The 22,072-nt window shown below is 71.1% G+C and carries 25 protein-coding genes; 9 read left to right on the forward strand and 16 right to left on the reverse strand.

The genetic code is table 11. The features are described 5' to 3' along the window. Nucleotides 1-34: 34 nt before the first annotated feature. Complete coding sequence (locus ACIBVQ_RS19995; protein ID WP_362775630.1) at nt 35-442, reverse strand: ATP-binding protein; 408 nt, start codon at nt 440-442, stop codon at nt 35-37. A 191-nt stretch (nt 443-633) separates the two neighbouring features. Here ACIBVQ_RS19995 and ACIBVQ_RS20000 point away from each other — a divergent pair, with 191 nt between their 5' ends. From ACIBVQ_RS20000 to ACIBVQ_RS20010, 3 genes are all read left to right on the forward strand, one after another. Then, nucleotides 634-1,458 carry a helix-turn-helix domain-containing protein gene (locus ACIBVQ_RS20000; RefSeq protein WP_399179055.1) on the forward strand — a complete coding sequence of 275 codons (825 nt, stop codon included), beginning with the start codon at nt 634-636 and terminating at the stop codon, nt 1,456-1,458. 22 nt (nt 1,459-1,480) lie between these two features. Continuing rightward, on the forward strand, nt 1,481-1,711 hold the full coding sequence (locus ACIBVQ_RS20005) for a DUF397 domain-containing protein (RefSeq protein ID WP_352011488.1): 231 nt from the start codon (nt 1,481-1,483) through the stop codon (nt 1,709-1,711). A 543-nt stretch (nt 1,712-2,254) separates the two neighbouring features. Next, nucleotides 2,255-3,334, forward strand: a complete 1,080-nt coding sequence (locus tag ACIBVQ_RS20010; protein ID WP_352011487.1) for an MraY family glycosyltransferase — start codon at nt 2,255-2,257, stop codon at nt 3,332-3,334. On the opposite strand, the gene ACIBVQ_RS20015 is transcribed toward ACIBVQ_RS20010, so the two are convergent. Together ACIBVQ_RS20015 and ACIBVQ_RS20020 are read right to left on the reverse strand one after the other, a co-directional pair. Beyond that, a complete protein-coding gene (locus ACIBVQ_RS20015) occupies nt 3,306-3,593 on the reverse strand; it encodes a hypothetical protein (protein ID WP_352011486.1) in 288 nt (95 codons plus the stop codon). The two genes, ACIBVQ_RS20010 and ACIBVQ_RS20015, sit on opposite strands and share 29 nt — an antisense overlap. A gap of 150 nt (nt 3,594-3,743) precedes the next feature. Further along, nucleotides 3,744-4,880, reverse strand: coding sequence for a PQQ-dependent sugar dehydrogenase (locus ACIBVQ_RS20020; RefSeq protein ID WP_399179058.1), 1,137 nt, complete (start codon nt 4,878-4,880; stop codon nt 3,744-3,746). 69 nt (nt 4,881-4,949) lie between these two features. On the opposite strand from ACIBVQ_RS20020, the gene ACIBVQ_RS20025 reads away from it, so the two are divergent. Next, entirely contained in the window at nt 4,950-5,702 is a 753-nt protein-coding gene (locus tag ACIBVQ_RS20025) for an SDR family NAD(P)-dependent oxidoreductase (protein WP_399179060.1), read from the forward strand. A gap of 92 nt (nt 5,703-5,794) precedes the next feature. Here ACIBVQ_RS20025 and ACIBVQ_RS20030 read toward each other — a convergent pair whose 3' ends face one another. Then, nucleotides 5,795-7,015: a sn-glycerol-3-phosphate ABC transporter ATP-binding protein UgpC gene (locus ACIBVQ_RS20030; RefSeq protein WP_352011483.1), complete on the reverse strand. Its 1,221-nt coding sequence runs from the start codon at nt 7,013-7,015 to the stop codon at nt 5,795-5,797. A gap of 176 nt (nt 7,016-7,191) precedes the next feature. Between ACIBVQ_RS20030 and ACIBVQ_RS20035 the strand changes: the two genes are divergently transcribed. Beyond that, nucleotides 7,192-8,190, forward strand: a complete 999-nt coding sequence (locus tag ACIBVQ_RS20035) for a LacI family DNA-binding transcriptional regulator (RefSeq protein ID WP_352011482.1) — start codon at nt 7,192-7,194, stop codon at nt 8,188-8,190. Here ACIBVQ_RS20035 and ACIBVQ_RS20040 read toward each other — a convergent pair. Further along, entirely contained in the window at nt 8,162-8,647 is a 486-nt protein-coding gene (locus tag ACIBVQ_RS20040; protein ID WP_352011481.1) for a glutathione peroxidase, read from the reverse strand. The genes ACIBVQ_RS20035 and ACIBVQ_RS20040 overlap by 29 nt on opposite strands. Nucleotides 8,648-8,868: 221 nt before the next feature. Between ACIBVQ_RS20040 and ACIBVQ_RS20045 the strand changes: the two genes are divergently transcribed. Both ACIBVQ_RS20045 and ACIBVQ_RS20050 read left to right on the forward strand, forming a co-directional pair. Then, nucleotides 8,869-9,279 carry a transglycosylase SLT domain-containing protein gene (locus ACIBVQ_RS20045; protein ID WP_352011480.1) on the forward strand — a complete coding sequence of 137 codons (411 nt, stop codon included), beginning with the start codon at nt 8,869-8,871 and terminating at the stop codon, nt 9,277-9,279. A gap of 316 nt (nt 9,280-9,595) precedes the next feature. Further along, entirely contained in the window at nt 9,596-10,186 is a 591-nt protein-coding gene (locus ACIBVQ_RS20050) for a lytic transglycosylase domain-containing protein (protein ID WP_399179064.1), read from the forward strand. Nucleotides 10,187-10,315: 129 nt separating this feature from the next. Here ACIBVQ_RS20050 and ACIBVQ_RS20055 read toward each other — a convergent pair whose 3' ends face one another. The 4 genes from ACIBVQ_RS20055 to ACIBVQ_RS20070 form a co-directional block, all read right to left on the reverse strand. Beyond that, nucleotides 10,316-11,038, reverse strand: coding sequence for a hypothetical protein (locus ACIBVQ_RS20055; protein WP_399179066.1), 723 nt, complete (start codon nt 11,036-11,038; stop codon nt 10,316-10,318). A gap of 91 nt (nt 11,039-11,129) precedes the next feature. After that, nucleotides 11,130-11,453, reverse strand: a complete 324-nt coding sequence (locus ACIBVQ_RS20060) for a DUF202 domain-containing protein (protein ID WP_352011477.1) — start codon at nt 11,451-11,453, stop codon at nt 11,130-11,132. Further along, nucleotides 11,450-11,791, reverse strand: coding sequence for a DUF202 domain-containing protein (locus tag ACIBVQ_RS20065; RefSeq protein ID WP_352011476.1), 342 nt, complete (start codon nt 11,789-11,791; stop codon nt 11,450-11,452). Before ACIBVQ_RS20065 ends, ACIBVQ_RS20060 begins: the two co-directional genes overlap by 4 nt. Before the next feature lie 88 nt (nt 11,792-11,879). Further along, a complete protein-coding gene (locus tag ACIBVQ_RS20070) occupies nt 11,880-12,281 on the reverse strand; it encodes a hypothetical protein (RefSeq protein ID WP_352011475.1) in 402 nt (133 codons plus the stop codon). 231 nt (nt 12,282-12,512) lie between these two features. Between ACIBVQ_RS20070 and ACIBVQ_RS20075 the strand changes: the two genes are divergently transcribed. Then, complete coding sequence (locus ACIBVQ_RS20075) at nt 12,513-12,770, forward strand: UBP-type zinc finger domain-containing protein (RefSeq protein WP_352011474.1); 258 nt, start codon at nt 12,513-12,515, stop codon at nt 12,768-12,770. A 9-nt stretch (nt 12,771-12,779) separates the two neighbouring features. On the opposite strand, the gene ACIBVQ_RS20080 is transcribed toward ACIBVQ_RS20075, so the two are convergent. Both ACIBVQ_RS20080 and ACIBVQ_RS20085 read right to left on the reverse strand, forming a co-directional pair. After that, a complete protein-coding gene (locus ACIBVQ_RS20080) occupies nt 12,780-14,363 on the reverse strand; it encodes a Na+/H+ antiporter (protein WP_362911544.1) in 1,584 nt (527 codons plus the stop codon). 60 nt (nt 14,364-14,423) lie between these two features. Further along, complete coding sequence (locus ACIBVQ_RS20085; RefSeq protein WP_399179069.1) at nt 14,424-15,716, reverse strand: hypothetical protein; 1,293 nt, start codon at nt 15,714-15,716, stop codon at nt 14,424-14,426. Nucleotides 15,717-15,981: 265 nt separating this feature from the next. On the opposite strand from ACIBVQ_RS20085, the gene ACIBVQ_RS20090 reads away from it, so the two are divergent. Next, nucleotides 15,982-18,021: an ATP-dependent DNA helicase gene (locus tag ACIBVQ_RS20090; RefSeq protein WP_399179071.1), complete on the forward strand. Its 2,040-nt coding sequence runs from the start codon at nt 15,982-15,984 to the stop codon at nt 18,019-18,021. Nucleotides 18,022-18,069: 48 nt separating this feature from the next. Here ACIBVQ_RS20090 and ACIBVQ_RS20095 read toward each other — a convergent pair whose 3' ends face one another. From ACIBVQ_RS20095 to aroC, 5 genes are read right to left on the reverse strand one after another with little or no spacing between them, the layout of a single operon-like run. Continuing rightward, complete coding sequence (locus tag ACIBVQ_RS20095) at nt 18,070-18,849, reverse strand: SGNH/GDSL hydrolase family protein (protein WP_362911546.1); 780 nt, start codon at nt 18,847-18,849, stop codon at nt 18,070-18,072. Next, nucleotides 18,849-19,280: a type II 3-dehydroquinate dehydratase gene (aroQ, locus tag ACIBVQ_RS20100; RefSeq protein ID WP_352011393.1), complete on the reverse strand. Its 432-nt coding sequence runs from the start codon at nt 19,278-19,280 to the stop codon at nt 18,849-18,851. The genes ACIBVQ_RS20095 and aroQ overlap by 1 nt, the downstream gene beginning before the upstream one ends. A 4-nt stretch (nt 19,281-19,284) precedes the next feature. Then, nucleotides 19,285-20,361, reverse strand: a complete 1,077-nt coding sequence (gene aroB, locus ACIBVQ_RS20105; protein WP_399179074.1) for a 3-dehydroquinate synthase — start codon at nt 20,359-20,361, stop codon at nt 19,285-19,287. After that, nucleotides 20,358-20,861, reverse strand: a complete 504-nt coding sequence (locus tag ACIBVQ_RS20110) for a shikimate kinase (RefSeq protein WP_399179076.1) — start codon at nt 20,859-20,861, stop codon at nt 20,358-20,360. The genes aroB and ACIBVQ_RS20110 overlap by 4 nt, the downstream gene beginning before the upstream one ends. 22 nt (nt 20,862-20,883) lie before the next feature. Further along, nucleotides 20,884-22,062 (reverse strand): chorismate synthase, encoded by a 1,179-nt coding sequence (gene aroC / locus ACIBVQ_RS20115; protein ID WP_352011390.1) that lies wholly within the window; start codon nt 22,060-22,062, stop codon nt 20,884-20,886. Between the last annotated feature and the right edge of the window lie 10 nt (nt 22,063-22,072).

The raw sequence follows: 22,072 nt of genomic DNA on the forward strand, positions 1-22,072 counted from the left end.
TCAGGCATCGACTCCGCAGAGTAAAGCACCCCGGTCAGAAGCCGATCTCGAACCAGACCGTCCGCCGCCCGCCCCGGCGGTCGTCCTTGACGCCCCACCGGTTCGCGAGCAGGTCGACGAGGAACATCCCCCGGCCGTTCTCGGCCTGCGGGTCGTTGCGCACGTGCGGCGCGGACGCGCCCGATCCGGCGTCGGACACCTCGACCAGCACGCTCTGCGCGCCGAGTTCGACGGTCATCGCGACCTGCCCGCCCGTGCCGGAGGCGGAGTGGACCACCGAGTTCGTCACCACCTCGCTGACCAGGAGGACGACGTCCTCCGACACGGGGTGTCCCTCACCGAGAAAGCCCCTGACCCGGTCCCTCGCCTCGGAGACGGCCTCCGGCACGCCCCGCAGGAACATCGTTGACCGCAGCGGCTGGATCCGTTGCACGACCGCCATGATTGGCCTCGCTCCCCGACACACACATTCCCATGCGCGTCGCGCTCTGAGATGGCACACTCACTCACGGTGAACTGTTCTATCAGGGACTTCAATAGCTCATATTGAGATTCCTCAGTTTCGTTGTCATTGGAACGGAGGTATGCACCATGGCTCCCCGGCGTAGTCCAACGGCGCGGCACCGCCGTCTGATGGCTGAACTGAGCCGTCTGCGAGAGAACAGTGGACTGACGCGGGTGGAGGTGGCTGAACGGATCGGCTCCACCGACACCACTCTCTGGAGATACGAGACGGGTTTGACCCGTCCGAAACCCTCAGACGTGTCGGTCCTCACCGATGTGTACGGCGTGACCGGGGAGGCCCGCGACTCCCTGATCCAGATGGCCAGGGAGGCCCGCCAGCGGGGTTGGTGGCACCGGCACCGGCAGGCGCTGAAACCCGGCTTCGACTCCTACATCGGGCTTGAGGCGGAGGCGTCGGTGGTGCGCACCTACGAACCGCTCGTCGTGCCCGGCCTGATGCAGACCGAGCCGTACGCACGAGCCGTCATCGAGGCGACCGCCATGACCCAGGCCCCCTCCGAGGTCGATGAGAAGGTCTCCGTGCGCATCTCGCGGCAGCAGTTGCTGCACGGCCCCGGTGACCCGATCCAGCTCGTCGCTTTACTCGACGAGGCAGTACTCCGGCGTCAGATCGGCGGGCGCGCGGTGATGCGCGAGCAGCTTGAACACCTCGTCGGGCTCGGCAGGCTGCCGAACGTGGAGATCAGGGTCATCCCCTTCTCCTCGGGGGCGCACGCCGCGATGGACGGCAAGTTCTGCCTGCTCAGCTTCCCCGAGCCCGAAGACCCCGATCTGGTCTACCTAGAGCAGGCCACGAGCGGGCTCATGCCCGAGGACCCGGAGGAGGTGCGCCGTTACACCCTCATGTTCGGCAGCCTGTCGGCACTGGCTCTCGGCGCGGAGGCGTCGGCCACCTTCATCGCCCAGATGGCGAGGCGATGTTCCAGTCCATAGAAAGAGAGTGCGAGGACCATCGATGGATCTGTCCAGCGTCGTATGGCGCAAGAGCAGCCGCAGCACCAACGGAGGAGACTGCGTGGAGGTCGCGGTCGTCCCCGGTGACCCGGCCCTGGCGGCGCACAAGGCCGACGCCGACGCGCTCTACCTCGTCCGTGACTCCAAGGACCCCGGCGGCCCGGCGCTGGCCTTCACTCAGGGTGAGTGGGACGCCTTCGTCGGCGGCGTGAAGGACGGCGAGTTCGGCTGAGTCGCCCTCGGGGGAACCGGGCATCCGGTTCCCCCGGAAAGCACCCCGGCGGCAGCCCGATCACACGGCCCCCTGCGTTTCCCCCTGTGCCTCCCACTGTGCCCTCCTCCGCAGCTCCCGCCATGCCCCGGCCATGCGTCGGCAGGGGATGGGAAAACATCTCCCCGCCATCGCCATAGCCGCGAAGGAGCGGGCGGACTCCCGGCTAACTTCTCCAGCACGTCCGTGATCCGTCGGTGAGGGACACCGGACGGGCCCGTCGGTGAAAGGCACCCGGTGCGGGACGCCGGGTGGGTTTACGGCCGGACACGTCACCGTCCCGGACCGGCACGAGAACGGCACCTGCGAGGGGGCCGGGGAACGTGTCCGTCGTGCGCACGGCCGCCGAGCTAGCGAGAGGTGACTGACCGTGAAGATCGTTGCGACCGGCGCAACCGGGGCCGCCCGTGCGAAGCCATATGTGAGACCGCGGCGTTGTGGTGCCTCCGTGGGGAACGTGCCCCGCGGGACGATCCGCCGGGTGCCGGGTGCCGGGAGCGCCCGGTGATCTCCGCGGTGGTCTCCGGGGAGTCCCTCACCGTCATCGCGTCGGCGGGCGCGGCGGCGTTCGTCCTGGTGGCCGTGTTCACCGAGTTCACCCGGCGGTTCGCCCTGCGGCTGAAGATCGTCGATCGTCCCGGGGCGTACCGGCCGCACCGGCGCCCGACGCCCCGGCTCGGCGGACCGGCTGTCGCGGCGGGAACGTTGCTGCCCACGACGGCGCTGGCCGGCGAGTGGAACCTCCAGCTCATCATGATCATGATGAGCGGCGTCCTCGTCGCCCTGCTCGGAGTGATCCACGACTGCAGGCGGCTGCGGCCCGCGTGGCGGCTGGCCGTCGAGAGCGTCGCCGCGACCCTGGTCGTGGCATCCGGGGTGCGCGTCGAGATCTTCGGCGCCTGGATCGACATGGCGGGCACGCTGCTGTGGATCGTGTTCGTCGCCAACGCGTTCGCCATGATCGACAACACCGACGGCGTGCTCGGAGGCGTCGGAGCCGTGGGCGCGGGCATCCTGGCCGTCACCGCGCTCGCCTCGGGCCAGCCCGCCTTCGCCCTGCTCCTGTTCTCGCTGGCCTGTGGTTGCGTGGGCTTCGCCGCCCACGGCTGGAGCCCCGCCCGCATTCGCATGGGCAAGGCGGGCCCGCTGTTCGTCGGCTTCACCCTGGCGGCGAGCGCGGTCGCGGTCTCCGGCCAGGCGGAGCCGGTCACGGTCGTCCCGGCGCTGCTGCTCTTCGCCTTCGTCCCGGTGCTCGACACCTGCCTGGCGGTCGCCGCCCGTCAGCGGGCCGGCCGCCCCTGGCTGCTGGCGGGCCCGGACCACCTGGCGCACCGCTGCGTCGCCGCGGGTCTCACCGCACGGCAGGTCGCCCTGGTCATGAGCGCCGCGGCCACCGCGGCGGGCCTGCTCGGCATGTACGTGATGCTCGGCCGGGTGCCGGGGGCCGTCGCGCTCCCCGGCGTCGTCTGCGCCGGTGCCGGGCTTCTGGCGTTCCTGGTGCGGATGCCGGGACGCTATCCCGTCGCCCCGCTCCGGGCCCGCCGCCTGGGAAGGGTCACGGCTTCCGCGGAGGGGAGAGGGTGAACCCGCCGGGCTGCTGCCTGCCGGAGCGCTTCCTCAGGTAGGCGGCGAACTTCCTGGAGAGCTTGCGGTCGGCGAAATGGCGGCCGGTGAACTCGCGTTCCGCGAGGTTCTGGCCGTCGTCGCCCAGCCGGGGCGACGGCTGGGCGTGCGCGGTCGGTTCGGGGACGGGTTCCGCGCCCGCCCCGGTCGCCGTGAACATCGGCCCGGCCGCGACCAGGGCCATGCCGAGAAGGATGGGCGTCACACGTCTTGCGGTCATCTCGAACTCCCCCGCCGGTGGTGAACTTCAGGGGAGACACGGGTGGGGCCTCCCCGCAGTCCGTGGTACCGGCCGCGGCGGGGGCGGCCCGCGCGCCCCGCGAGATGCTTGCCGAAGGATCGCGGACTGTTCTCCGGGCGTTGACGCCGGTCAGCCGGTCGCCGCCTCGATCCGGTAGAGGGGGCCGGACAGGCTCAGGGCGTACAGCTCGCCGTCGTGGTCCTCACCGAAGGAGGACAGCTGTTCGATCCTGCCCACCTCCTCACCGGCCCCGGGCCGGTCGGCGGGGGTCGTCCTGACCCAGCCCGCGCAGAAGTCGCCGTAGAGGAAGCGCCCGGACAGGGCGGGGACGCGCGTTCCCCGGTAGACGTGCCCGGCGATGACCGAGCAGTTCCCGCCCTCGTGCAGGGGATACTCGATGACCGGTTCGGCCGTTCCTGTGGCCTGGCCGCCTCGGAAGTCGTGTTTGCCCTCCCTGCGGTTCCAGCCGTAGTTCACGCCGCCCTTGCCCTTCGGGGCGAAGTCGACCTCCTCCCAGGAGTCCTGGCCGACGTCCCCGATCCACATGTCGCCCGTCTTCCTGTCGAAGGAGAACCGCCAGGGGTTCCGCAGGCCGTACGCCCATATTTCGGGTTTCGCCCCCTGGGTGGCCGTGAAGGGGTTGTCCTGCGGCACCCGGTACGGCGTGCCACGCGGGTCGATCCTGAGGATCTTGCCCAGCCAGGTCCCGGTGTTCTGGCCGTTTCCCTGCGGGTCTCCCCCGCTGCCCCCGTCGCCGAGGGCGATGTAGAGGTAGCCGTCCGGCCCGAAGGCGAGCTGCCCCCCGTTGTGGTTGGCGTACGGCTGCCGCTGGAAGAGCACGTCCCTGCGGTTCGTGGCCCTGACGCCGTCGAAGGCCCACTCGGTGACGTGGGTGTGCCCCTCGGCGTCGGTCCAGTCGAGGTAGAGGTGACCGCCGTCCGGATGGAAGGCGACGCCCAGCAGGCCCTGCTCGTTTCCTCCGCTCACCTCGGCGGAGAGGTCCACGACGGGTTCCGGCGCGACCTTGCCGTCCTTCACCGCGCGCAGCCGCCCGGTCTGCTCGGCGACGTAGAGCGTCTGGTCGCCCTTGCGTACGGCCATCGCCACCGGCATGTCGAGCCGCGCCAGCTCGGTGAACCGTACGGGCGAGGCGGCGGCCGGGGCCTCGGCGGGGGTGGGGGCGGGGGTGGAGCAGGCCGAGACGGAGACCAACAGGGCCGCGCATAACGCGGCCGCTCCCGGCCCGGTCCCACGGGAGATCGACATATTCCTCATGTCCCAATCATGCGTCGTGGGCCCGCGAGCGTTTCCGATCACAGGAACTAGACTGCGGACATGCCTTCAGCACTGATCACGGGCGCGACGGCCGGCATCGGTGCCGCCTTCGCGCGACGGCTCGCCGCCGACGGGTTCTCCCTCGTCCTGGTCGCCCGCGACGAGGAACGGCTGAGCGCCGCCGCCGAGTCCCTGCGCCTGCGGTACGGGGTCGAGGCCGAGGTGCTCGCCGCCGACCTGGCGACCGACGAGGGGTTGGAGCGGGTCGAGACGCGGCTGCGCCAGGGGGTCGACCTGCTGGTCAACAACGCGGGCTTCGGCCATCCCGGCTCGTTCCTCGACGTCCCGGTCGCCGACGAGCTGCGGATGCTGAAGGTGCACTGCGAGGCGGTGCTGCGGCTGACGATGGCCGCGCTGCCCGGCATGCGCAAGCGGAACCGGGGCGCGGTGATCAACGTGGCGTCAGTCGCGGCCTTCCTCAACCGCGGCACCTACAGCGCCTCCAAGGCCTGGGTCGTCAACTACAGCGAGTCGATGGCCGCCGAGCTGGTGGGGACGCGCGTGCGGGTGATGGCGCTGTGCCCGGGGTTCGTCAGGACCGAGTTCCACGAACGCGCCTCGATGGACACCTCGGGCATCCCCGGTTTCCTGTGGCTGTCGGCCGACGACGTGGTGAACGAGTCCATGCGCGACCTGGCGCTCGGCAAGCGGGTGAGCGTGCCCGACCTGCGCTACAAGGTCATCGTCGGGGTGAGCAGGCTGGTGCCCCGCGGTCTCGCGGCCGGTGTCTCCCGGCGTCTCGGCCGGAGATGATCGGAGACAGCCGGGAGGAACGGAAACGGAGAAGGAAGGGCCCGCGCGGCAGGAGGGGGTTGCGGCGCGGGCCCTTCCGGTACTCGGATCGGTCAGACGTGCAGGTTGGCCGGGTGGCCGATCGACAGACCGGAGACCGGGTCGAAGAAGTGCAGGTTGTGGGTGTCGACGACCAGCTCGACGTTCTGGCCGGGACGGACGTGGCTGCGGGAGTTGACGCGGGCGGTCCACAGCGACTTGTCGCCGACCAGCGGCAGCGTCGTCTCCTCGTCCTCACCGGCGTCCGCGGCGGCGACGGTGTCCTGGTGCTGGACCGGCGGGGCGTCGATCAGGAACAGGACGTTGATCTCGGAGCCGAGCTCCTCGGTGACCTCGGCGCGCACCTGCAGGCGGCTCCAGTGGCCCGGAGCGCCGCTGGCGGCGGCCGCGTCGTCGAAGTCGGAGGGCCGGACGCCCAGGATGACCTTCTTGCCGAGCCACTGGTCGAGACCGGGCTTGTCGGTGAAGCTCTGGTTGGGCACCGGGAGCTTGATGCCGGCGAACGAGACGAAGGCGCCGCCGTCACCGCGGACGAGCTCGGCGTTGACGAGGTTCATCGACGGTGAGCCCATGAAGCCCGCGACGAAGAGGTTGACCGGGCTGTCGAAGAGGTTCTGCGGGGTGTCGACCTGCTGGAGCAGGCCGTCGCGCAGCACGCAGACCCGGTCGCCGAGGGTCATGGCCTCGACCTGGTCGTGGGTGACGTAGACGGTGGTGACGCCGAGGCGGTCGTGCAGCGTGTTGAGGGAGGCGCGCATGGAGACACGGAGCTTGGCGTCCAGGTTGGACAGCGGCTCGTCCATGAGGAAGGCCTGCGGCTCACGCACGATGGCGCGGCCCATCGCGACACGCTGACGCTGACCACCGGACAGGGCGGCGGGCTTGCGCTTGAGGTACTGCTCAAGGCCGAGCATCTTGGCGGCCTCGTTGACCCTCTTGGAGATCTCCGCCTTGGGCATCTTGCGGAGCTTGAGGCCGAAGGCGAGGTTCTCCTCGACCGTCATGTGCGGGTAGAGCGCGTAGTTCTGGAAGACCATGGCGATGTCGCGGTCCTTCGGCGGCAGGTGGTTGACCACCCGGCCCCCGATGGAGATCTCGCCGCCGCTGATGTCCTCAAGGCCGGCGATCATGCGCAGAGCGGTGGACTTGCCGCAGCCGGACGGGCCGACCAGCACCATGAACTCGCCGTCCTTGATCTCAAGGTCAAGGCCGTTCACGGCTTTGACACCGCCTGCGTAGATCTTGTCGACTTTGCTGAGAACGATGGATGCCATGGAAGTCCTTAGCGCCTCGGGCCAAACCCGCGTTCACCCGATGTGGATACGTTTTCATGAATCTCACCGGAAACGAAGATCCCTGTCAACCCCTCAGCCGGTACTACCTTGTCAGCGGCGCTTCCGTTATCTCTCCGCGCTGGATCGAATACTGAAAACATGATGGAATCGTTTCCATGAGCATGCGTCGTACGACCATCAAGGACGTCGCGGAGGCGGCGGGGGTCGGGGTGGCAACGGTCTCGCGGGTTCTGTCCGGGGGGTCGGCCAGCCCCGAGACCAGGGAGCGGGTGCTGACCGTCGCGGCCCAGCTCGACTACCGGCCGAGCGCGCTCGGCCGTAACCTGCGCCAGCAGCGCTCGGGCGGGATCGGGCTGCTGTTGCCCGACATCACCGACACCTTCTACGGCCGGCTGGCCGACGGCGTGCTCGCCTGCGCCCGTTCGGCGGGCGAGCCGGTGATCCTGGGCGCCACGGGCGACGACGAGGAGCGCGAGGGCGAGCTGATCGGCATGCTGGTCGAACAGGGCGTCGACCGGGTGATCGCGGTGCCCTCGGGCGAGGGCGAGATCTGGGCTCCGACGCTGCGGGCCGGGCTCACCACGGTGTTCGCGCACCGGAGCGCGGGCGGGCGCGACGAGGTGCCCTCGGTGCTGGCCGACGACCGCGCGGGCGTGCGGACCGCGATCGACTATCTGACGGGCCTGGGCCATCGACGCATCGCCTACCTCGGCGGCCCCGGGCAGTCCCAGCGCCTGACCGCCTTCCGCCAGGCGCTGGGCCCCCTGGTCGACGAGGAGCTGATCGTGCTGGCGCGCGGCACCAGGGACTCCGCCTACGCCGCGGCGGCCGGGCTGTTCCAGCACCGGCCCGACCTGACCGCCGTGCTCGCCGGGGGCAACCTGCTGGGCGAGGCCGCCGTGCTCGCCGCGAGGGAGCTGGACGTACGGGTGCCCAGGGACCTGTCACTGATCATGTTCGACGACGTTCCCTGGGCCGAGCTGTGCTCTCCCCCGCTGACGGTGATCGCCCAGCCCGCGCGGGACATCGGCTACCGGGCGGCCGAACTCGTGCTCCGCGCGGGCGGCAGGCGCCCGCGCGGTGTGCTTCTGCCGACCGAGCTGATCGTGAGGGGAAGCTGCGGACCTAGAGGGTCTTCTCGATCGCCGCGATGACGGCCGGGTCGCCGGGCTCGACGCCCGGCCGGAACCTGGCCAGCACCTCGCCCTCACGCGAGACCAGGAACTTCTCGAAGTTCCACTGGACGTCCCCGGCCGTCCCCTCGGCGTCCGGGGTCTCGGTGAGCGAGGCGTACAGCGGGTGCCGCCCCTCACCGTTGACATCGGTCTTGGCCAGCAGCGGGAAGTCCACGCCGTAGGTGGTCGAGCAGAACTCCTGGATCTCCTCGGGGCTGCCGGGCTCCTGCCCCATGAACTGGTTGCAGGGGACCCCGACGACGGTGAGACCCGCCCCGCCGTAGGTCCGCTGGAGTTCGACGAGCCCGGAGTACTGCGGGGTGAGGCCGCAGCGGGAGGCGACGTTCACGACGAGGGCGGCGCCGTCCCCGGCCAGCTCGGCGAGGGTCGTCGGCGCGTCGGCGAGAGTGCGCAGAGGAATATCACGAATGCTCATGATCTGCACCCTAAACCCGCTGTCACATCCAAGAGTTATGACACCCGGGAAAGGAAATGTGACGGACGCCACAGGTGATTCGACGGCCCCCTGAGCAGGCACTTGATCTTTTTCTAACCGATCTTTGACAGAAGGCTTGACAAAGCCTGTCGGCTGGCCCGCTGGAAATCACTGGGGCATCGTGACGGCGTCCCCCGAAACCGGCGAAAGGTCACTTTCCTATGCCGACGCCACGCCGTACCAGCCTGTCGCTGGGCCTCATGGCGCTCGCCGTCAGCACCACCGCCACGGTCGTCGACGTCTCCCCCGCGGCCGCCTCGTCGTCCGCGTTGCGGGGCAACCAGGCCCTCGCGGCACCCATGGTGGCCGCCAGGGGCTGGAGCCGCGCCAACTTCGACTGTCTCCGGCGACTCTGGACAAGGGAGAGCAACTGGAACCACAGGGCGCACAACCGCTCCTCCGGCGCGTACGGAATCCCCCAGGCACTGCCCGGGAAGAAGATGGCCGACGCGGGCCGGGACTGGCGGACCAACCCCAGAACACAGATCAGATGGGGCCTCGGCTACATCCGGCAACGCTACGGCTCGCCGTGCGGAGCATGGGCGCACTTCCGCTCCCACGGCTGGTACTAGATCCAAACCCCAAGGCGGGGTGATTTTCGTCTCCCGCCGGTCTCCAGGCAGATCACCGCCGGTCAGGTGATCACCGCCGAACCACCCGCATGCCGCGAAGATCGGGCAAACACCTTCCCCGCACGTGTCCCAGGCGCCCGTCGCCGCTCCTCCGGCGTACTAGAAAGCCGCCTAGGAAACACGTCGCGGTGTCTCATGCCGGAAACGGGCCGGCGAGACCACGCGGGCGTCCCCGCCCGAGCCACGGGTGCCGGATCGTCGAGCGCGCGGGGACTCCGGTTCCACGCGCCTTCCCGCACGCGGCCAGCGGACAAGGATGAAAGTGGACAGAAACCGTGTTCTGCGCAACACCGTTCTGAGCATGATCGCCGCCTCGACCGTGGTCGGTTCGGCGTCCATCGGACGGGCCGACGACATCACGACGACCACGAACGCCGGTACCACCGAGGCGACCGGCACCGCCGGCGGCCCCGCGGCGTCCGAGGAGGCCGCCCGGACCGGGAGGGCCGCGGCCGCGGCCGTGAGTCCTCAGGTCAGGAGGGTCCACCGGGCCGTCTGGGTCACCAGGACCGTGCCCAAGGTCAGAACGGCCGCCAGAACATCGAAAAGCAGGAACAAGGCGATCGCGTTCCGCCTCGTCGCGCGCCGTTCGTGGTCTCGCGACCAGTTCCAGTGCCTGGACAGTCTCTGGACCAGGGAGAGCAACTGGAACCACCAGGCGCACAACCCCTCTTCGGGTGCCTACGGCATCCCCCAGGCCCTGCCTGGTTCGAAGATGAGGGGCGTCGGCGGGGACTGGCGGTCGAATCCGGTCACGCAGATCCACTGGGGTCTGCGCTACATCAAGAGCCGCTACGGGTCACCGTGCGGCGCGTGGGGTCATTTCCGGTCAAGAAACTGGTACTGACCTGGGGAGTGTCCAGGGGAAGGGAACACTCCCCCGGCGTCCGGGGCCCACAGGTCCCGGACGCCACCCCGTTCACCTCCCCGTACGGCCCGGACCGTGTTCAGTGGCCAGCAGGTGCCCGGGCAGCTCCTAGTGACCGAGGGCGCTCAGGCCCAGCAGGAGTGACTGCCGTTCTCCGGTGGTCAGGACCTCGTACGGCACGGCGGCCCTGCGGTTCGTGTCCTCCTCGATGCGCTCGCGGGAGGGGCCGGAGGACAGGCCGACGATCTGGGTGGCGGTGAGACCGGCCTCCTCCCACGCGGCGGCGTGGGCGTCGGCCCGGTGGTAACGCAGCGCGGCCAGCCGGTTGAACAGCAGCACCCCCTCTGAGGTCCCCTCCGGTTCGTACGGCGGCGCCGCCTGGGCGAAGGCCTCGCCACCGCTGTCCGCCGAGGCCTCGACGAGCCGCCCGGCGAGGCCGGCCAGCTCGGGCAGCCGTTCGGCGTGCCCGGCCCACATCTCCCCGGTCACCGTCGTGTGCAGGCCGTACAGCTCCGTGATGAAGGCCAGCGCCCTGGGGGTGGCGCGCAGGGCGCCGTCGTGGTCGGTGACGAGGGTCCCCTGGGCGAGCTGGACCCCGATCTCGTTGTCGTCGAACGGGTTGTACCGGTAGAGCGCGGCCAGCCCTCGCCGGGTGAGCGGGCGGGCGGGGAGCACGTACCGGAGATCGACCAGCAGGTCCGCCTGCAGTCCTGACCGTTCGACGAGTTCCCGGCCGAGCGGCCTGCCCGCGATGAGGACGCCGAGGTGGACGGCGTCGATCAGCGGGGCGATCGACGCGGCGTAGCCAGGCAGATCATCGAACCGTGACATGCTGCGCTATCCTGCCGTATTTTCCTTGAAGCAGGAGTACTTAGGCGGCGGAAACAGCCGACCGGCCGGATATTCGCGCCGAACGCCGTGGCTATCTGACGACGACGAAGACGGCCGCCCCGAGAGCGGCGGCCATCGTGCCGAGCCAGGCGACGAGGGCGTCCACCCGGACGTCGAGGGGACTGCCCTCGTGCAGGGCGCGCTGCACGCGCCGGTAGCGGACGCCGGTGCGGGCCAGCAGGAGGGCACCCGCGGCCGCGGAGAGGAAGAAGGGGGTCACGGCCGCCGGGGGCACCCCGGCGCGCAGCGCGACACCGCCCGCCCCCAGGCCGCCGACCGCCTGCACCGCGGCGGTGCGGACCCAGGCCAGCCGGGTCCGCTCGTTCTGCAGCCCCTCGTCCCAGATGGGGATCATCGGCCCAGGAGGATGAGAACCATGGCGAGCACGGCCACGGCCGCGACGCCGTACCCCAGGAGCGGGGCGATGGCGGGTTCGGGCAGCGGCGCCGCCTGGCGCAGGGCGCGCTGCACCCTGCGCCAGCGCGGGTAGGCCATCGCGGCGCACAGGGCCGAGAGCGAGACCAGGGTGACCGCCAGTACGGTCCTCATCCACGGGACGAAGACGTCGGCGGAGACGGCGGCCATGGCGACGCCGCCCGCGCTCAGGGCGAGCGACGTGCTGAGCCAGGTGAGGAACGTGCGTTCGTTCGCGAGGGTGAATCGGGGGTCCGGTTCGTCCCTGGATAGGTCCATATTGACGACGCTAGTTCAACCATATTTCCCATAGAGAACCCGGGAATGCGGGAGGCCTTCCCCTTTTCTCCGGCAGGGAAAGCGCCTCTCAGCTGCAGGCTTCGGTCAACTTCCTGATCCAGGCCACCGAGTCGTTGCCCGCCTTCTGCACGGCGTCGACGGCGCTCTGCGCGTCGGTGACGTTCAGGTTCTTCAGGCTCTCGGAGACGTCGTCCGCGGCCTGCTTGAGCGTGGTGTTGGACGCCTTGTCCGCCAGCTCTCCCAGCTTCGCGGCCCCGTCGTTCAGCGCCTTCTCCGCCGCGCCGGGGTCGTCGGCCAGGGTGGCGAGCTTCTTCACCGTGTCGGTGACGATGCCCGCGGCTTGCACGCACTGCTGGGCCTTGTCGACGCCGTCCGAGACCTGCTGGATCTCCGCGCAGCCGGAGAGAAGGAGGACGGCGGCCAGCCCGGAGGCGGCGATGGCGGGAATTCGTCGCGGAAGGGGTCGCATGCCCCGACCCTACCCAAGTGCCCGGCCAGGCAGGCGCCACCGTATCGGCCTTGTCACCCCATGGAGACTCCCCATGCCCGGTCCCCGCGCCCTTGGGGGTGTCCTGGGGGTAAGTAGAGTGGACTGGCCCGCCACGGTGCCGTCCGTGGATCTCGCAGGGGCGGGTTCGCGGGCCGGGCCGCGCGACGGCTCCGGCCGTACGGCCGGCACGACGATCCACCGAGAGGAACCATGTCCACCTGCGACCACCTCACCCAGGCCCAGAACCCGGCTCCCCGCACTCCCGAGGGGTGCGAGGAGTGCCTCGCGACCGGAAGCCGCTGGGTCCACCTGCGCAGATGCCTGTCGTGTGGGCACATCGGCTGCTGCGACTCCTCGCCGAACAAGCACGCCAGCGCCCACTTCGCCCAGGAGGGGCACCCGGTCGTCGCCTCCTTCGAGCCCGGCGAGAGCTGGCGGTGGTGCTACGTCGACGACATCCTCGGCTGAGGGGGACCCTCAGTCCCGCTCCAGGGTCGCCTCCTCGAAGTCGAGTTCGTGCATGACCCTGTTGAGCACCTCGTCGTCGAGACGCCCCTCGTCGCGCAGACGCACGAACACCTCGCGGCCCGCGGCGAGCATCTCCCTGCGCAGCCGCCGGTAGACGGTGCTCGGCGTCTCCTCACCCCTCGGCCCCGTGCCGCCGCCGAGGCGTTCCCAGGCGGTGAGGGCGCGGCGCTCGGCCCGCGACCTGAGCTGGTCGACGACCTCCCGGTGCACCTCGTCGATCCCCTCGGCGACCAACTCGTCGAGGCGGGCCAGCTCGGCCGCGGCGGCCGCCTGCTGGGCCGCGGCCTCGGTGAGGTTGTCGTTGAAGACCTCCTCCTCGTTGGAGATCCGCAGCCGCCTGATCAGCGCGGGGAACGTCAACCCCTGGATCAGCAGGGTGCCGATCACCACGACGAAGGTGAGGAAGAGCAGCGTCGGCCGCCCGGGGAAGTCCGGCGGGATGGCGAAGGCGGCGGCGAGTGAGACGACGCCGCGCATTCCCGCCCAGCTGACGACGACCGTGTTGCGCCACGACGGCGCGTTCGGCTCGTTCCTGCGCACCCCCGCCGACAACACCCGGGGGAGGTAGATGCTGGGCACGACCCAGACGGCCCTGGAGAGCACCGCGGCGGCGAAGACCGCGACCGCCATGCCGGTGAGCAGCCAGGGGTCGGCGTCCCTCAGCTCCGTCATGATCGGCCACAGCTGCAGGCCGATCAGGGCGAAGACGATCGTCTCCAGGAAGAAGTCGACGACCCGCCAGACGGCGCCGGACAGCAGGCGGGTGCCGAAGCCCGCGCGGGGCATGCGATGACCGACGTAGAGGCCGACGATCACCACCGCGATCACACCGGAGACGTGTACGGCCTCCGCGGCGAGGTAGACGCCGAACGGGATGAGCAGCATGACGGTGTTCTCGACCAGGGCGTCCCGCAGCATCAGCAGGATCCTGGCCAGGCACCAGGCGAGCACCAGCCCGACGACCACGCCTCCGGCGGCCGCGTAGAGGAACCGTCCCACGGCGTCCAGCCAGCTGATCCCCTCCCCGAGCGCGGCGGCGACGGCCACCCGGTAGGCGGTCAGCGCGGTCGCGTCGTTGAAGAGGCTCTCCCCCACCAGGATGGTGACCACCTTGCGGGGCAGCCCGAGCCTGCGGGCGACCGCGACGGCGGCCACCGCGTCCGGCGGCGCCACGATCGCGCCGAGCGCGAAGGCGGCGGCCAGCGGCAGCGACGGCATGAGCAGGTGGACGACCCAGCCGATGACGAGCGTGGTGAACAGCACCAGCCCGATCGAAAGCAGCGCGACCGGGCGCCGTACCGCCTTGAGCCGCATGTAGGAGCTGTCGATGGCCGCGGAGTAGAGCAGGGGCGGCAGGAAGACCAGCAGGACCAGCTCGGGGTCCAGCTGGTAGCCGGGTACGAACGGCGACAGCACCAGCCCGGCGAACACCAGCAGCAGCGGCGACGGCCACCCCCTGCGCCTGGCCACGGCCGCCACCGCGATCGCGATGATCGGAACGACCAGAAGCTGTACGGCGGACGCCTGGTTCATCCCACTCCTCACCCGTTCGGGTGATCAGACTACGGGATGGCCCTTCGGTGATCCGTCAGGTCACCAGTCGCGGCGTTCCTCGTGCTCGGGACGCAGCCGCTCACCGGTCGAGTGCGGCGACTCCTGGGAGCGTGAGCGCGAGCGCCTGTCCTGCTGCTGGCCTCCGAAGATGCCCAGCGGGTCGGACGGGTCGACGTCCTGCTGGTAGGCGGGCGGCTCCTGGTAGGAGGTCTGCTGCTCCTGGTAAACCGGCTGTTCCTGGTAGCCCGGCTGTTCCTGGTAGCCCTGCGGGCCGTACAGGTCTCTCAGGTCCGCCGGATGGCCCGCCTGCCTGCCGCCGAAGGCGTAGGGGTCGGGCTGCGCCGGGGCCGGATAACCGTAGGGGTCGGGCTGCGCCTGAGGGTAGGAGTGGGCCGGGAAGCCCGAGGGGTCGGTCGTGCCCGCCTGGACGTAGGGGTCGGCGGGACGCTGTCCGGAGCGCTGTCCGGGGCCCTGGGACGCGTAGGGGTCGGCGGGCAGCGGGGCGGGGGCCGTGACGCCGTACGGGTCAGGGCGGTTCTGCGGCGCGAACGGGTCGGGCTGCTGAACGGGAGCGGCGGCGTAGGGATCGGCCTGCTGGGCCGGGCCACCGTAGGGGTCGGGCTGGTGGGCGGGGGCCGTGGCGTAGGGATCGGGCTGCCTGGCCGCGCCGTACGGGTCCTGGGGCTGCGCGCCGTACCCCTGCGGGGCCGCTCCGCCGTAGGGGGCGGCGGGCTGCTGGGGCGGATAGAGGTCGCCCGGCATCTGGTAGACCGGCTCCGCCTGGCCGTGCCCAGCCTGCTCGGCGGGCTGACCGTAGGACAGGCTGTCGTTGACGATCATGTTCTCCCGGGGCACCACGCCATCGGGACCGTATCCCGCGGGCGGGCGCTCGACGGGCGGGACGGCACCTCTGGCGACGAGCACGTCGGTCGGGCTGAGCGCGGCGGGACGCGGTTCCTCGGCGGCGGGGACCACCTGGGTGGCCGCGGGGTCGGTGTACTGCTGCGGCGGGCTCGCGTAGTCCTCAGGCGCCGGCCTGGCGTACTGCCCGGTCCCGGGGAACCCGTTGGGGTCCTGGTAGCCGCCCTGCCCCGTCGTCTCGCCGACCTCGTCGGGGTACTGTCCCCCGGCCTCGACGAACCCCTCGTCGAGGGTGTCGACCAGGCGCCCGACATCGTTCATGGGCATGCGAAAACTGGCGGTGCACATCTCGCCGCGCCACAGGCTCAGCACCAGGGTGCCTTCGTGCCAGGTGACCCGGAGCACCCGCTCCTGGCCACGCTCGTCGAAGAACACCTCACCGAACGACGGCAAGGGGACAACTTCCGACATAGAGGACATAGTGCTTTAACCAGCCTTTATTCGTCCACTCAACCCCGGAAAACCCTACCGAACCGGTCTTTCCACCCCCATCCTCCATCCCGGTGAGCCGAAACGGGCGATCTTCTTTGACCGTACGAGGGCGGTGATCCGGATTGATCCAGCCAAGTCTGCCACGCGCCGCGAGCCTCGCGTCCCGGAATGCCGGGATGCGCACAGGGGGTGACTCACCGGAGCCAGCCGCGTCTGTCGGGGGAAGCCGGTACGGTTGGCTGTCGTGCCGACCGACTCGATCACCTCCGCCGAAGACGCCCCCACGGCGGTCCCCGCGACCGCGCCTGACCTGCCCCAGGTCGAGGAGTTGCTGAGCGCCGCCGTCGAGGCGGTCGGCGGGGTCGAACGCCCCGGCCAGATCGAGATGGTGCGGGCGGTCCAGCGGGCGATCTCCTCCGGCGACCACCTCGCCGTCCAGGCGGGCACCGGCACCGGCAAGTCCCTGGCCTATCTGATCCCCTCCATCCGGCACGCGATGTCATCGAAAGGCGCGGTGATCGTCTCCACCGCGACCATCGCGCTGCAGCGTCAGCTCGTCGACCGCGACCTGCCCAGGCTCTCCGAGGCCCTCGCCCCCCGGCTGCCGCACCAGCCGACCTTCGCCATCCTCAAGGGCCGCCGCAACTACCTGTGCCGCTACAAGGCCGCGGCCGGCTGGCCCGAGGAGGAGCAGGACCAGCTCTTCGACCCGCGCGAGGTCAACGCGACCGGCCGGATGGTCCAGCGCATCCAGGAGTGGGCCCAGGAGACCGAGACCGGCGACCGCGACGAGCTAGTGCCGGGCGTCAACGAGCAGGCCTGGCGGCAGTTCTCCGTGAGCTCACGCGAGTGCCTGGGCGCCACCCGCTGCCCCAGCGGCGCCGAGTGCTTCGCCGAGCTGGCCAGGGCCCGCGCGGGCGAGTCCGACGTCGTCGTCACCAACCACGCGCTGCTGGCCATCGACGCCATGGAGGACTTCTCCCTGCTGCCCGAGCACGAGGTGGTCGTGGTCGACGAGGCGCACGAGCTGGTCGACCGGGTCACCTCGGTGGTCAGCGGCGAGCTGTCGGAGGCCATGGTCTCGGTGACGGTCCGCCGGGTCGGGCGGCTGATCGAGCAGGCGATCTCCGACCGGCTCATGGAGGCGGGCGAGCAGCTCAAGGACCTGCTCGCCGTCGCCCCCGCCGGGCGCCTCGACGAGCTGCCCCCGGTGCTCGGGATGACCCTGGCCCTGGTGCGCGACGCGGCCTGGGCCTGCATCACCGCGCTCGGACCCAGGTCCGGCGGCGACAAGGACGACCCGGAGGGCGCGGGCCTGCGCAAGGCGGCCTTCACCGCCCTCGACGAGATCCACGACACCGCGCAGCGGATGCTGGACGCCTTCGGTCACGCGGAGGAGGTCGACCGGGCCGAGGTGGTCTGGCTGGAGGCGGCGACCGACCGGCGCCCGCCCCTGCTGCGGATCGCCCCGCTCACCGTGGCCGGGATGCTCCGCGACAAGCTCTTCGGCGACCGTACGGTGGTCCTCACCTCGGCGACGCTGGCGCTCGGCGGCGCCTTCGACGGCCTGGCCCGCCAGTGGGGTCTCGGCTCAGGGGACGGCAAAGGCGCCAAGGACGGCTGGCGGGGTCTGGACGTCGGCTCCCCCTTCGACCACGCGCGCAGCGGCATCCTCTACGTCGCCAAGCACCTGCCCCAGCCGGGCCGTGACGGCCTTCCCGAGGCCTACCTCAAGGAGATCACCGAGCTGATCGAGGCCGCGGGGGGCCGCACCCTGGGCCTGTTCTCCTCGATGCGGGCCGCCAAGGCCGCCACGGAGGCGCTGCGGGAGCGGCTGAGCGTGCCGTTGCTCTGCCAGGGCGACGACTCAACGATGCTGCTGGTCAAGCAGTTCGCCGAGGACGAGCCGACCTGCCTGTTCGGCACCCTGACCCTGTGGCAGGGCGTGGACGTGCCCGGCCCCTCCCTGCGGCTGGTCATCATCGACCGCATCCCGTTCCCGCGCCCCGACGACCCGCTGAGCTCCGCCAGGCAGCGCCACGTGACCGCCAGGGGCGGCAACGGCTTCATGTCGGTCGCCGCGACCCACGCGGCCCTGCTGCTCGCCCAGGGGGCGGGCCGCCTGCTGCGCAGCCAGCACGACAAGGGGGTGGTCGCGGTCCTCGACCCCCGCCTCGCCACCGCCCGCTACGCCGGTTTCCTGCGCGACTCGCTGCCGCCCTTCTGGCCGACCAACGACCCGGGAAAGGTCCGCGACGCGCTCAGGCGCCTCGGGAAGGGCTGAAGCCCGTTTCGCGGATCCTCGCCGTGGCGAGGGTCCGCGAAACAGGCCCTAGAGATCGAGAAGGCCCAGGTCGGGGCGCTTGGGGTCGAGGCCGTCGCCTGAGGAGCGTCCGCGTAGCCTGCGGACGACCCAGGGGCCCAGGTGCTCTCTGACCCACCGGACGTCCTCGCGCCGCCGCTCACCGGGGGTGACCCGCTCACGCGGCGGCCACCGCTTGCGCCACTCGTCCGCGCACTCGACCCCCAGGACGTCGCACACCTTGGCGGCCACCAGCCGGTGCCCCTCGGCGTTCATGTGCAGCCGGTCCTCGCTCCAGGCGCGCCAGTCGCGCAGGCCCTGCATCGACCACTGGTCGACCAGGCGGCAGCCGTACAGGTCGGCGATGGATCTGACGTGCATGTAGAAGATCGCGAAGGTGCCGCGGGCACGGCGCATGATCGGGGTGTCACGCGGGTCGACACCGGTGAACAGCAGCACCTCCGCGCCGGTCGCCCGCAGATCCCGTACGGCTCCCGCCAGCAGCCGGGCCATCGCGTCCGGGTCACAGCCGGGGCGCAGCAGGTCGTTTCCCCCCGCGCAGAGGCTGACCAGGTCGGGCCGCATCTCGACCGCCCTGGGGACCTGCTGCTCGACGACCTGGCCGAGCAGCCTGCCCCGCACGGCGAGGTTGGCGTAGCGGAACTCCGGTTCGAGCGCGGCCAGCCGTTCCGCGACCCGGTCGGCCCAGCCCCTGAAGGGTCCGCCCTCGCCGCCGGGGCCGGGGTCGTTCAGTCCCTCGGTGAAGCTGTCGCCCAGCGCGGCGAAGGAGGCGAAGGTACGGTGGCCCACTACACGAGCTCCGCCACGGCCTGCAGCGCCAGCACGTAGGACCTCAGCCCGAAGCCCGCGATCGTGCCGGTCGCCACGCCCGCGACCACCGAGTTGTGCCGGAACTCCTCACGGGCAGCCGGGTTGGAGATGTGCACCTCGACCAGGGGCGCGGTCCGCTGGGCGATGGCGTCGCGCAGCGCGTAGGAGTAGTGGGTGAACGCCGCGGGGTTCAGCACCACCGGGATCCGGCCGTCGGCCGCCTCGTGCAGCCAGGAGATCATCTCGGCCTCGTCGTCGGTCTGCCTGACGTCCACGGACAGGCCCAGCCCCCGGCCCGTCTCCCGGCACAGCGCCGCCAGGTCGGCCAGGGTCTCCGCGCCGTAGACGTCGGGCTCCCTGGTGCCCAGCCGCGACAGGTTGGGGCCGCTGAGCACGTAGACGGGTCTCATCCGATCACCTGGCGATCTCCTCGTAGGCGGCTTCGAGCAGCTCCTCCGGCGGGTCCTCAAGCGGGGACACCTTCGCCAGGTCGTCGAGGACGACGAAGCGCAGCCTGGCGCCGCGGCTCTTCTTGTCAAGGCGCATGTGTTCGCGCAGACCGGGCCAGGCGTCGCGGCGGTAGGCCGTGGGCAGCCCGACGGAGGTCAGGATGGACCGGGTGCGCTCGACGACGGCGGCGCCGATCCGGCCGTCCAGGCGGGACAGCTCGGCGGCGTAGACCATGCCGATGGCGACGGCCTCTCCGTGGCGGATCCGGTAGCCCTCGGCCCGTTCGATGGCGTGGGCCAGGGTGTGGCCGTAGTTGAGGATCTCCCGCAGGCCGCCCTCACGCAGGTCGGCGCCGACCACGTCGGCCTTGATCTGCACCTTGCGCTCGATGAGCTCGCGGGTGTGCCGTCCCTCGGGGTGCCTGGCCTCCTGCGGGGCCTCCTCGATGAGGTCGAGGATCACCGGGTCGGCGATGAAGCCGCCCTTGATGACCTCGGCCAGGCCGCCGACGTAGTCGTCGCGGGGCACCGAGACCAGCGTGGCCAGGTCGCACAGCACGCCCGCCGGAGGGTGGAAGGAGCCGACCAGGTTCTTGCCCTCGGGGGTGTTGATCCCGGTCTTGCCGCCGACCGCCGCGTCGACCATGCCCAGCAGCGTGGTCGGCACCTGCACGACCTTGACGCCGCGCAGCCAGGTGGCGGCGGCGAAGCCCGCCAGGTCGGTGGTCGCCCCTCCGCCGACGCCGACGACCGCGTCGGAGCGTGTGACACCGTGCGCGCCGAAGGCCGACCAGAGCCCGGCGGCCACCTCGACCGTCTTGGCCTGCTCGGCGTCGGGCACCGGCAGCGCGACGACCTGGTAACCGGCCGCCTCGATCGCCCCGCGCACGGGCCTGGCGATCTCCGGCAGGCTCGCCGGGTGGACCACCGCGACGGTGCGGACCGCGGGACCGAGCAGGGCGGGAAGCTCGCCGAGCACCCCGGTGCCGATCACCACGTCGTAGGGGGACTCTCCGGACACCTTGATCCTGGAGGTCGTCATGATCCGAGTCCCTTCACGATCTCGTCGACGACCTGTTCCGGGTCGCGCTCGTCGGTGGCCACGGTGAGGACGGCCAGCCCCTCGTAGATCGGGCGGCGGTCCTCCATGAGCTTCTTGAGCCGGCTGCGCGGGTTGAGCACCAGCAGTGGCCGGGCCGAGGCCAGACCGACCCGCTGCACCGCCTGCGCCAGGCCGACCTCCAGGTAGACCACGGGGTGACCGGCGAGCAGTTCCCGCGTCGCCTCGGCCAGCACCGCGCCGCCGCCCAGGGACAGCACGCCGTCGTGTTCGTCGAGCGCCAGCTGTACGGCCCGCGCCTCAAGCTCTCTGAAGTGCTCCTCGCCGTCCTCGACGAAGATGTCACTGACCGGTTTGCCCGCCGTGGCCTCGACGTCGGCGTCGGTGTCGCGGAAGGCGACCCCCAGCCGTTCGGCGAGCAGGTGGCCTACGGTCGACTTGCCCGCGCCGGGGGCGCCGACCAGGACTACGCGGGGACTCACCGTTCCTCCTCGGTTCGCACGCTCACTTGATCACCATCGAGGAGAGGTAGCCGGACAGGTTCCTGGCGACCTCCTCGACGGAGTCACCGCCGAACTTCTCCACCGCGGCGTCGGCGAGGACCAGCGCGACCATCGCCTCGGCGACGATCGCGGCGGCGGGCACGGCGCACACGTCGGAACGCTCGTGGTGGGCCTTGGCGGCCTCACCGGTCAGCACGTCGATGGTGGCCAGTGCCCTGGGCACGGTGGAGATCGGCTTCATGGCGGCGCTGACCCGCAGCGGCTCGCCGTTGGTCATGCCGCCCTCGACGCCGCCCGCGCGGTTGGTGATGCGGCGCACGCCGTCCGAGGTGTTCTCGATCTCGTCGTGGGCCCGGGAACCGGGACGGCGGGCGGTCTCGAAGCCGTCGCCGACGGCGACGCCCTTGATGGCCTGGATGCCCATCAGCGCGGCGGCCAGGCGGGCGTCGAGACGGCGGTCCCAGTGGGTGTAGCTGCCCAGGCCCGGCGGCAGGCCGTAGGCGACGACCTCGACGACCCCGCCGAGGGTGTCGCCGTCCTTGTGGGCCTTGTCGATCTCGGCGACCATCGCGGCGCTGCCCTCGGGGTCGGCGCAGCGCACCGGGTCGGCGTCGACGGCGGCCATGTCCTCGGGGCCGGGCAGGACGCCCGGCGTCGCCTGCGCCCCTCCGATGGAGACGACGTGGCTGACGATGTCGACGCCCAGGGCCTGCTTGAGGAAGGCGCGGGCGACCTGGCCCAGGGCGACCCTGGCGGCGGTCTCGCGGGCGCTGGCCCGGTCGAGCACGGGGCGGGCGTCGTCGAAGCCGTACTTCTGCATGCCCGCCAGGTCGGCGTGGCCCGGCCGGGGGCGTGAGCGCGGCGCGTTGCGCGCCTGCCCCTCCAGCAGCGCGGGATCGACCGGGTCGGCCGCCATGACGGTCTCCCACTTGGGCCATTCGGTGTTGCCGACGCGGATGGCGACCGGGCTGCCGAGCGTGCGGCCGTGCCGTACGCCGCCCACTATGTTCACCACGTCCTGCTCGAACTTCATCCGGGCGCCGCGGCCGTAACCGAGGCGGCGTCTGGCCAGTGCCCCGTCGATGTCGGCCGTGGTCACCTCCACCCCTGCGGGCAGGCCCTCAAGGATCGCGACGAGCTCGGGGCCGTGGGATTCTCCGGCGGTCAACCAGCGCAACATGGTGACAAGT

The organism is Streptosporangium sp. NPDC049376 (genome assembly GCF_044466505.1).
GTDB lineage: Bacteria > Actinomycetota > Actinomycetes > Streptosporangiales > Streptosporangiaceae > Streptosporangium.

Excerpts from the sequence above, each read along its gene's own strand:
- aroB (WP_399179074.1), bottom strand. The coding sequence starts at position 20,361 with ATGACGACCTCCAGGATCAAGGTGTCCGGAGAGTCCCCCTACGACGTG.
- ACIBVQ_RS20060 (WP_352011477.1), bottom strand. The coding sequence starts at position 11,453 with ATGATCCCCATCTGGGACGAGGGGCTGCAGAACGAGCGGACCCGGCTG.
- ACIBVQ_RS20085 (WP_399179069.1), bottom strand. The coding sequence starts at position 15,716 with ATGTCGGAAGTTGTCCCCTTGCCGTCGTTCGGTGAGGTGTTCTTCGAC.
- ACIBVQ_RS20030 (WP_352011483.1), bottom strand. The coding sequence starts at position 7,015 with ATGGCATCCATCGTTCTCAGCAAAGTCGACAAGATCTACGCAGGCGGT.
- ACIBVQ_RS20070 (WP_352011475.1), bottom strand. The coding sequence starts at position 12,281 with ATGCGACCCCTTCCGCGACGAATTCCCGCCATCGCCGCCTCCGGGCTG.
- aroQ (WP_352011393.1), bottom strand. The coding sequence starts at position 19,280 with ATGAGACCCGTCTACGTGCTCAGCGGCCCCAACCTGTCGCGGCTGGGC.
- ACIBVQ_RS20015 (WP_352011486.1), bottom strand. The coding sequence starts at position 3,593 with ATGACCGCAAGACGTGTGACGCCCATCCTTCTCGGCATGGCCCTGGTC.
- ACIBVQ_RS20045 (WP_352011480.1), top strand. The coding sequence starts at position 8,869 with ATGCCGACGCCACGCCGTACCAGCCTGTCGCTGGGCCTCATGGCGCTC.
- ACIBVQ_RS20075 (WP_352011474.1), top strand. The coding sequence starts at position 12,513 with ATGTCCACCTGCGACCACCTCACCCAGGCCCAGAACCCGGCTCCCCGC.
- ACIBVQ_RS19995 (WP_362775630.1), bottom strand. The coding sequence starts at position 442 with ATGGCGGTCGTGCAACGGATCCAGCCGCTGCGGTCAACGATGTTCCTG.
- ACIBVQ_RS20055 (WP_399179066.1), bottom strand. The coding sequence starts at position 11,038 with ATGTCACGGTTCGATGATCTGCCTGGCTACGCCGCGTCGATCGCCCCG.
- ACIBVQ_RS20000 (WP_399179055.1), top strand. The coding sequence starts at position 634 with ATGGCTGAACTGAGCCGTCTGCGAGAGAACAGTGGACTGACGCGGGTG.
- ACIBVQ_RS20080 (WP_362911544.1), bottom strand. The coding sequence starts at position 14,363 with ATGAACCAGGCGTCCGCCGTACAGCTTCTGGTCGTTCCGATCATCGCG.
- aroC (WP_352011390.1), bottom strand. The coding sequence starts at position 22,062 with ATGTTGCGCTGGTTGACCGCCGGAGAATCCCACGGCCCCGAGCTCGTC.
- ACIBVQ_RS20040 (WP_352011481.1), bottom strand. The coding sequence starts at position 8,647 with ATGAGCATTCGTGATATTCCTCTGCGCACTCTCGCCGACGCGCCGACG.
- ACIBVQ_RS20050 (WP_399179064.1), top strand. The coding sequence starts at position 9,596 with ATGAAAGTGGACAGAAACCGTGTTCTGCGCAACACCGTTCTGAGCATG.
- ACIBVQ_RS20020 (WP_399179058.1), bottom strand. The coding sequence starts at position 4,880 with ATGTCGATCTCCCGTGGGACCGGGCCGGGAGCGGCCGCGTTATGCGCG.
- ACIBVQ_RS20005 (WP_352011488.1), top strand. The coding sequence starts at position 1,481 with ATGGATCTGTCCAGCGTCGTATGGCGCAAGAGCAGCCGCAGCACCAAC.
- ACIBVQ_RS20025 (WP_399179060.1), top strand. The coding sequence starts at position 4,950 with ATGCCTTCAGCACTGATCACGGGCGCGACGGCCGGCATCGGTGCCGCC.
- ACIBVQ_RS20035 (WP_352011482.1), top strand. The coding sequence starts at position 7,192 with ATGAGCATGCGTCGTACGACCATCAAGGACGTCGCGGAGGCGGCGGGG.
- ACIBVQ_RS20065 (WP_352011476.1), bottom strand. The coding sequence starts at position 11,791 with ATGGACCTATCCAGGGACGAACCGGACCCCCGATTCACCCTCGCGAAC.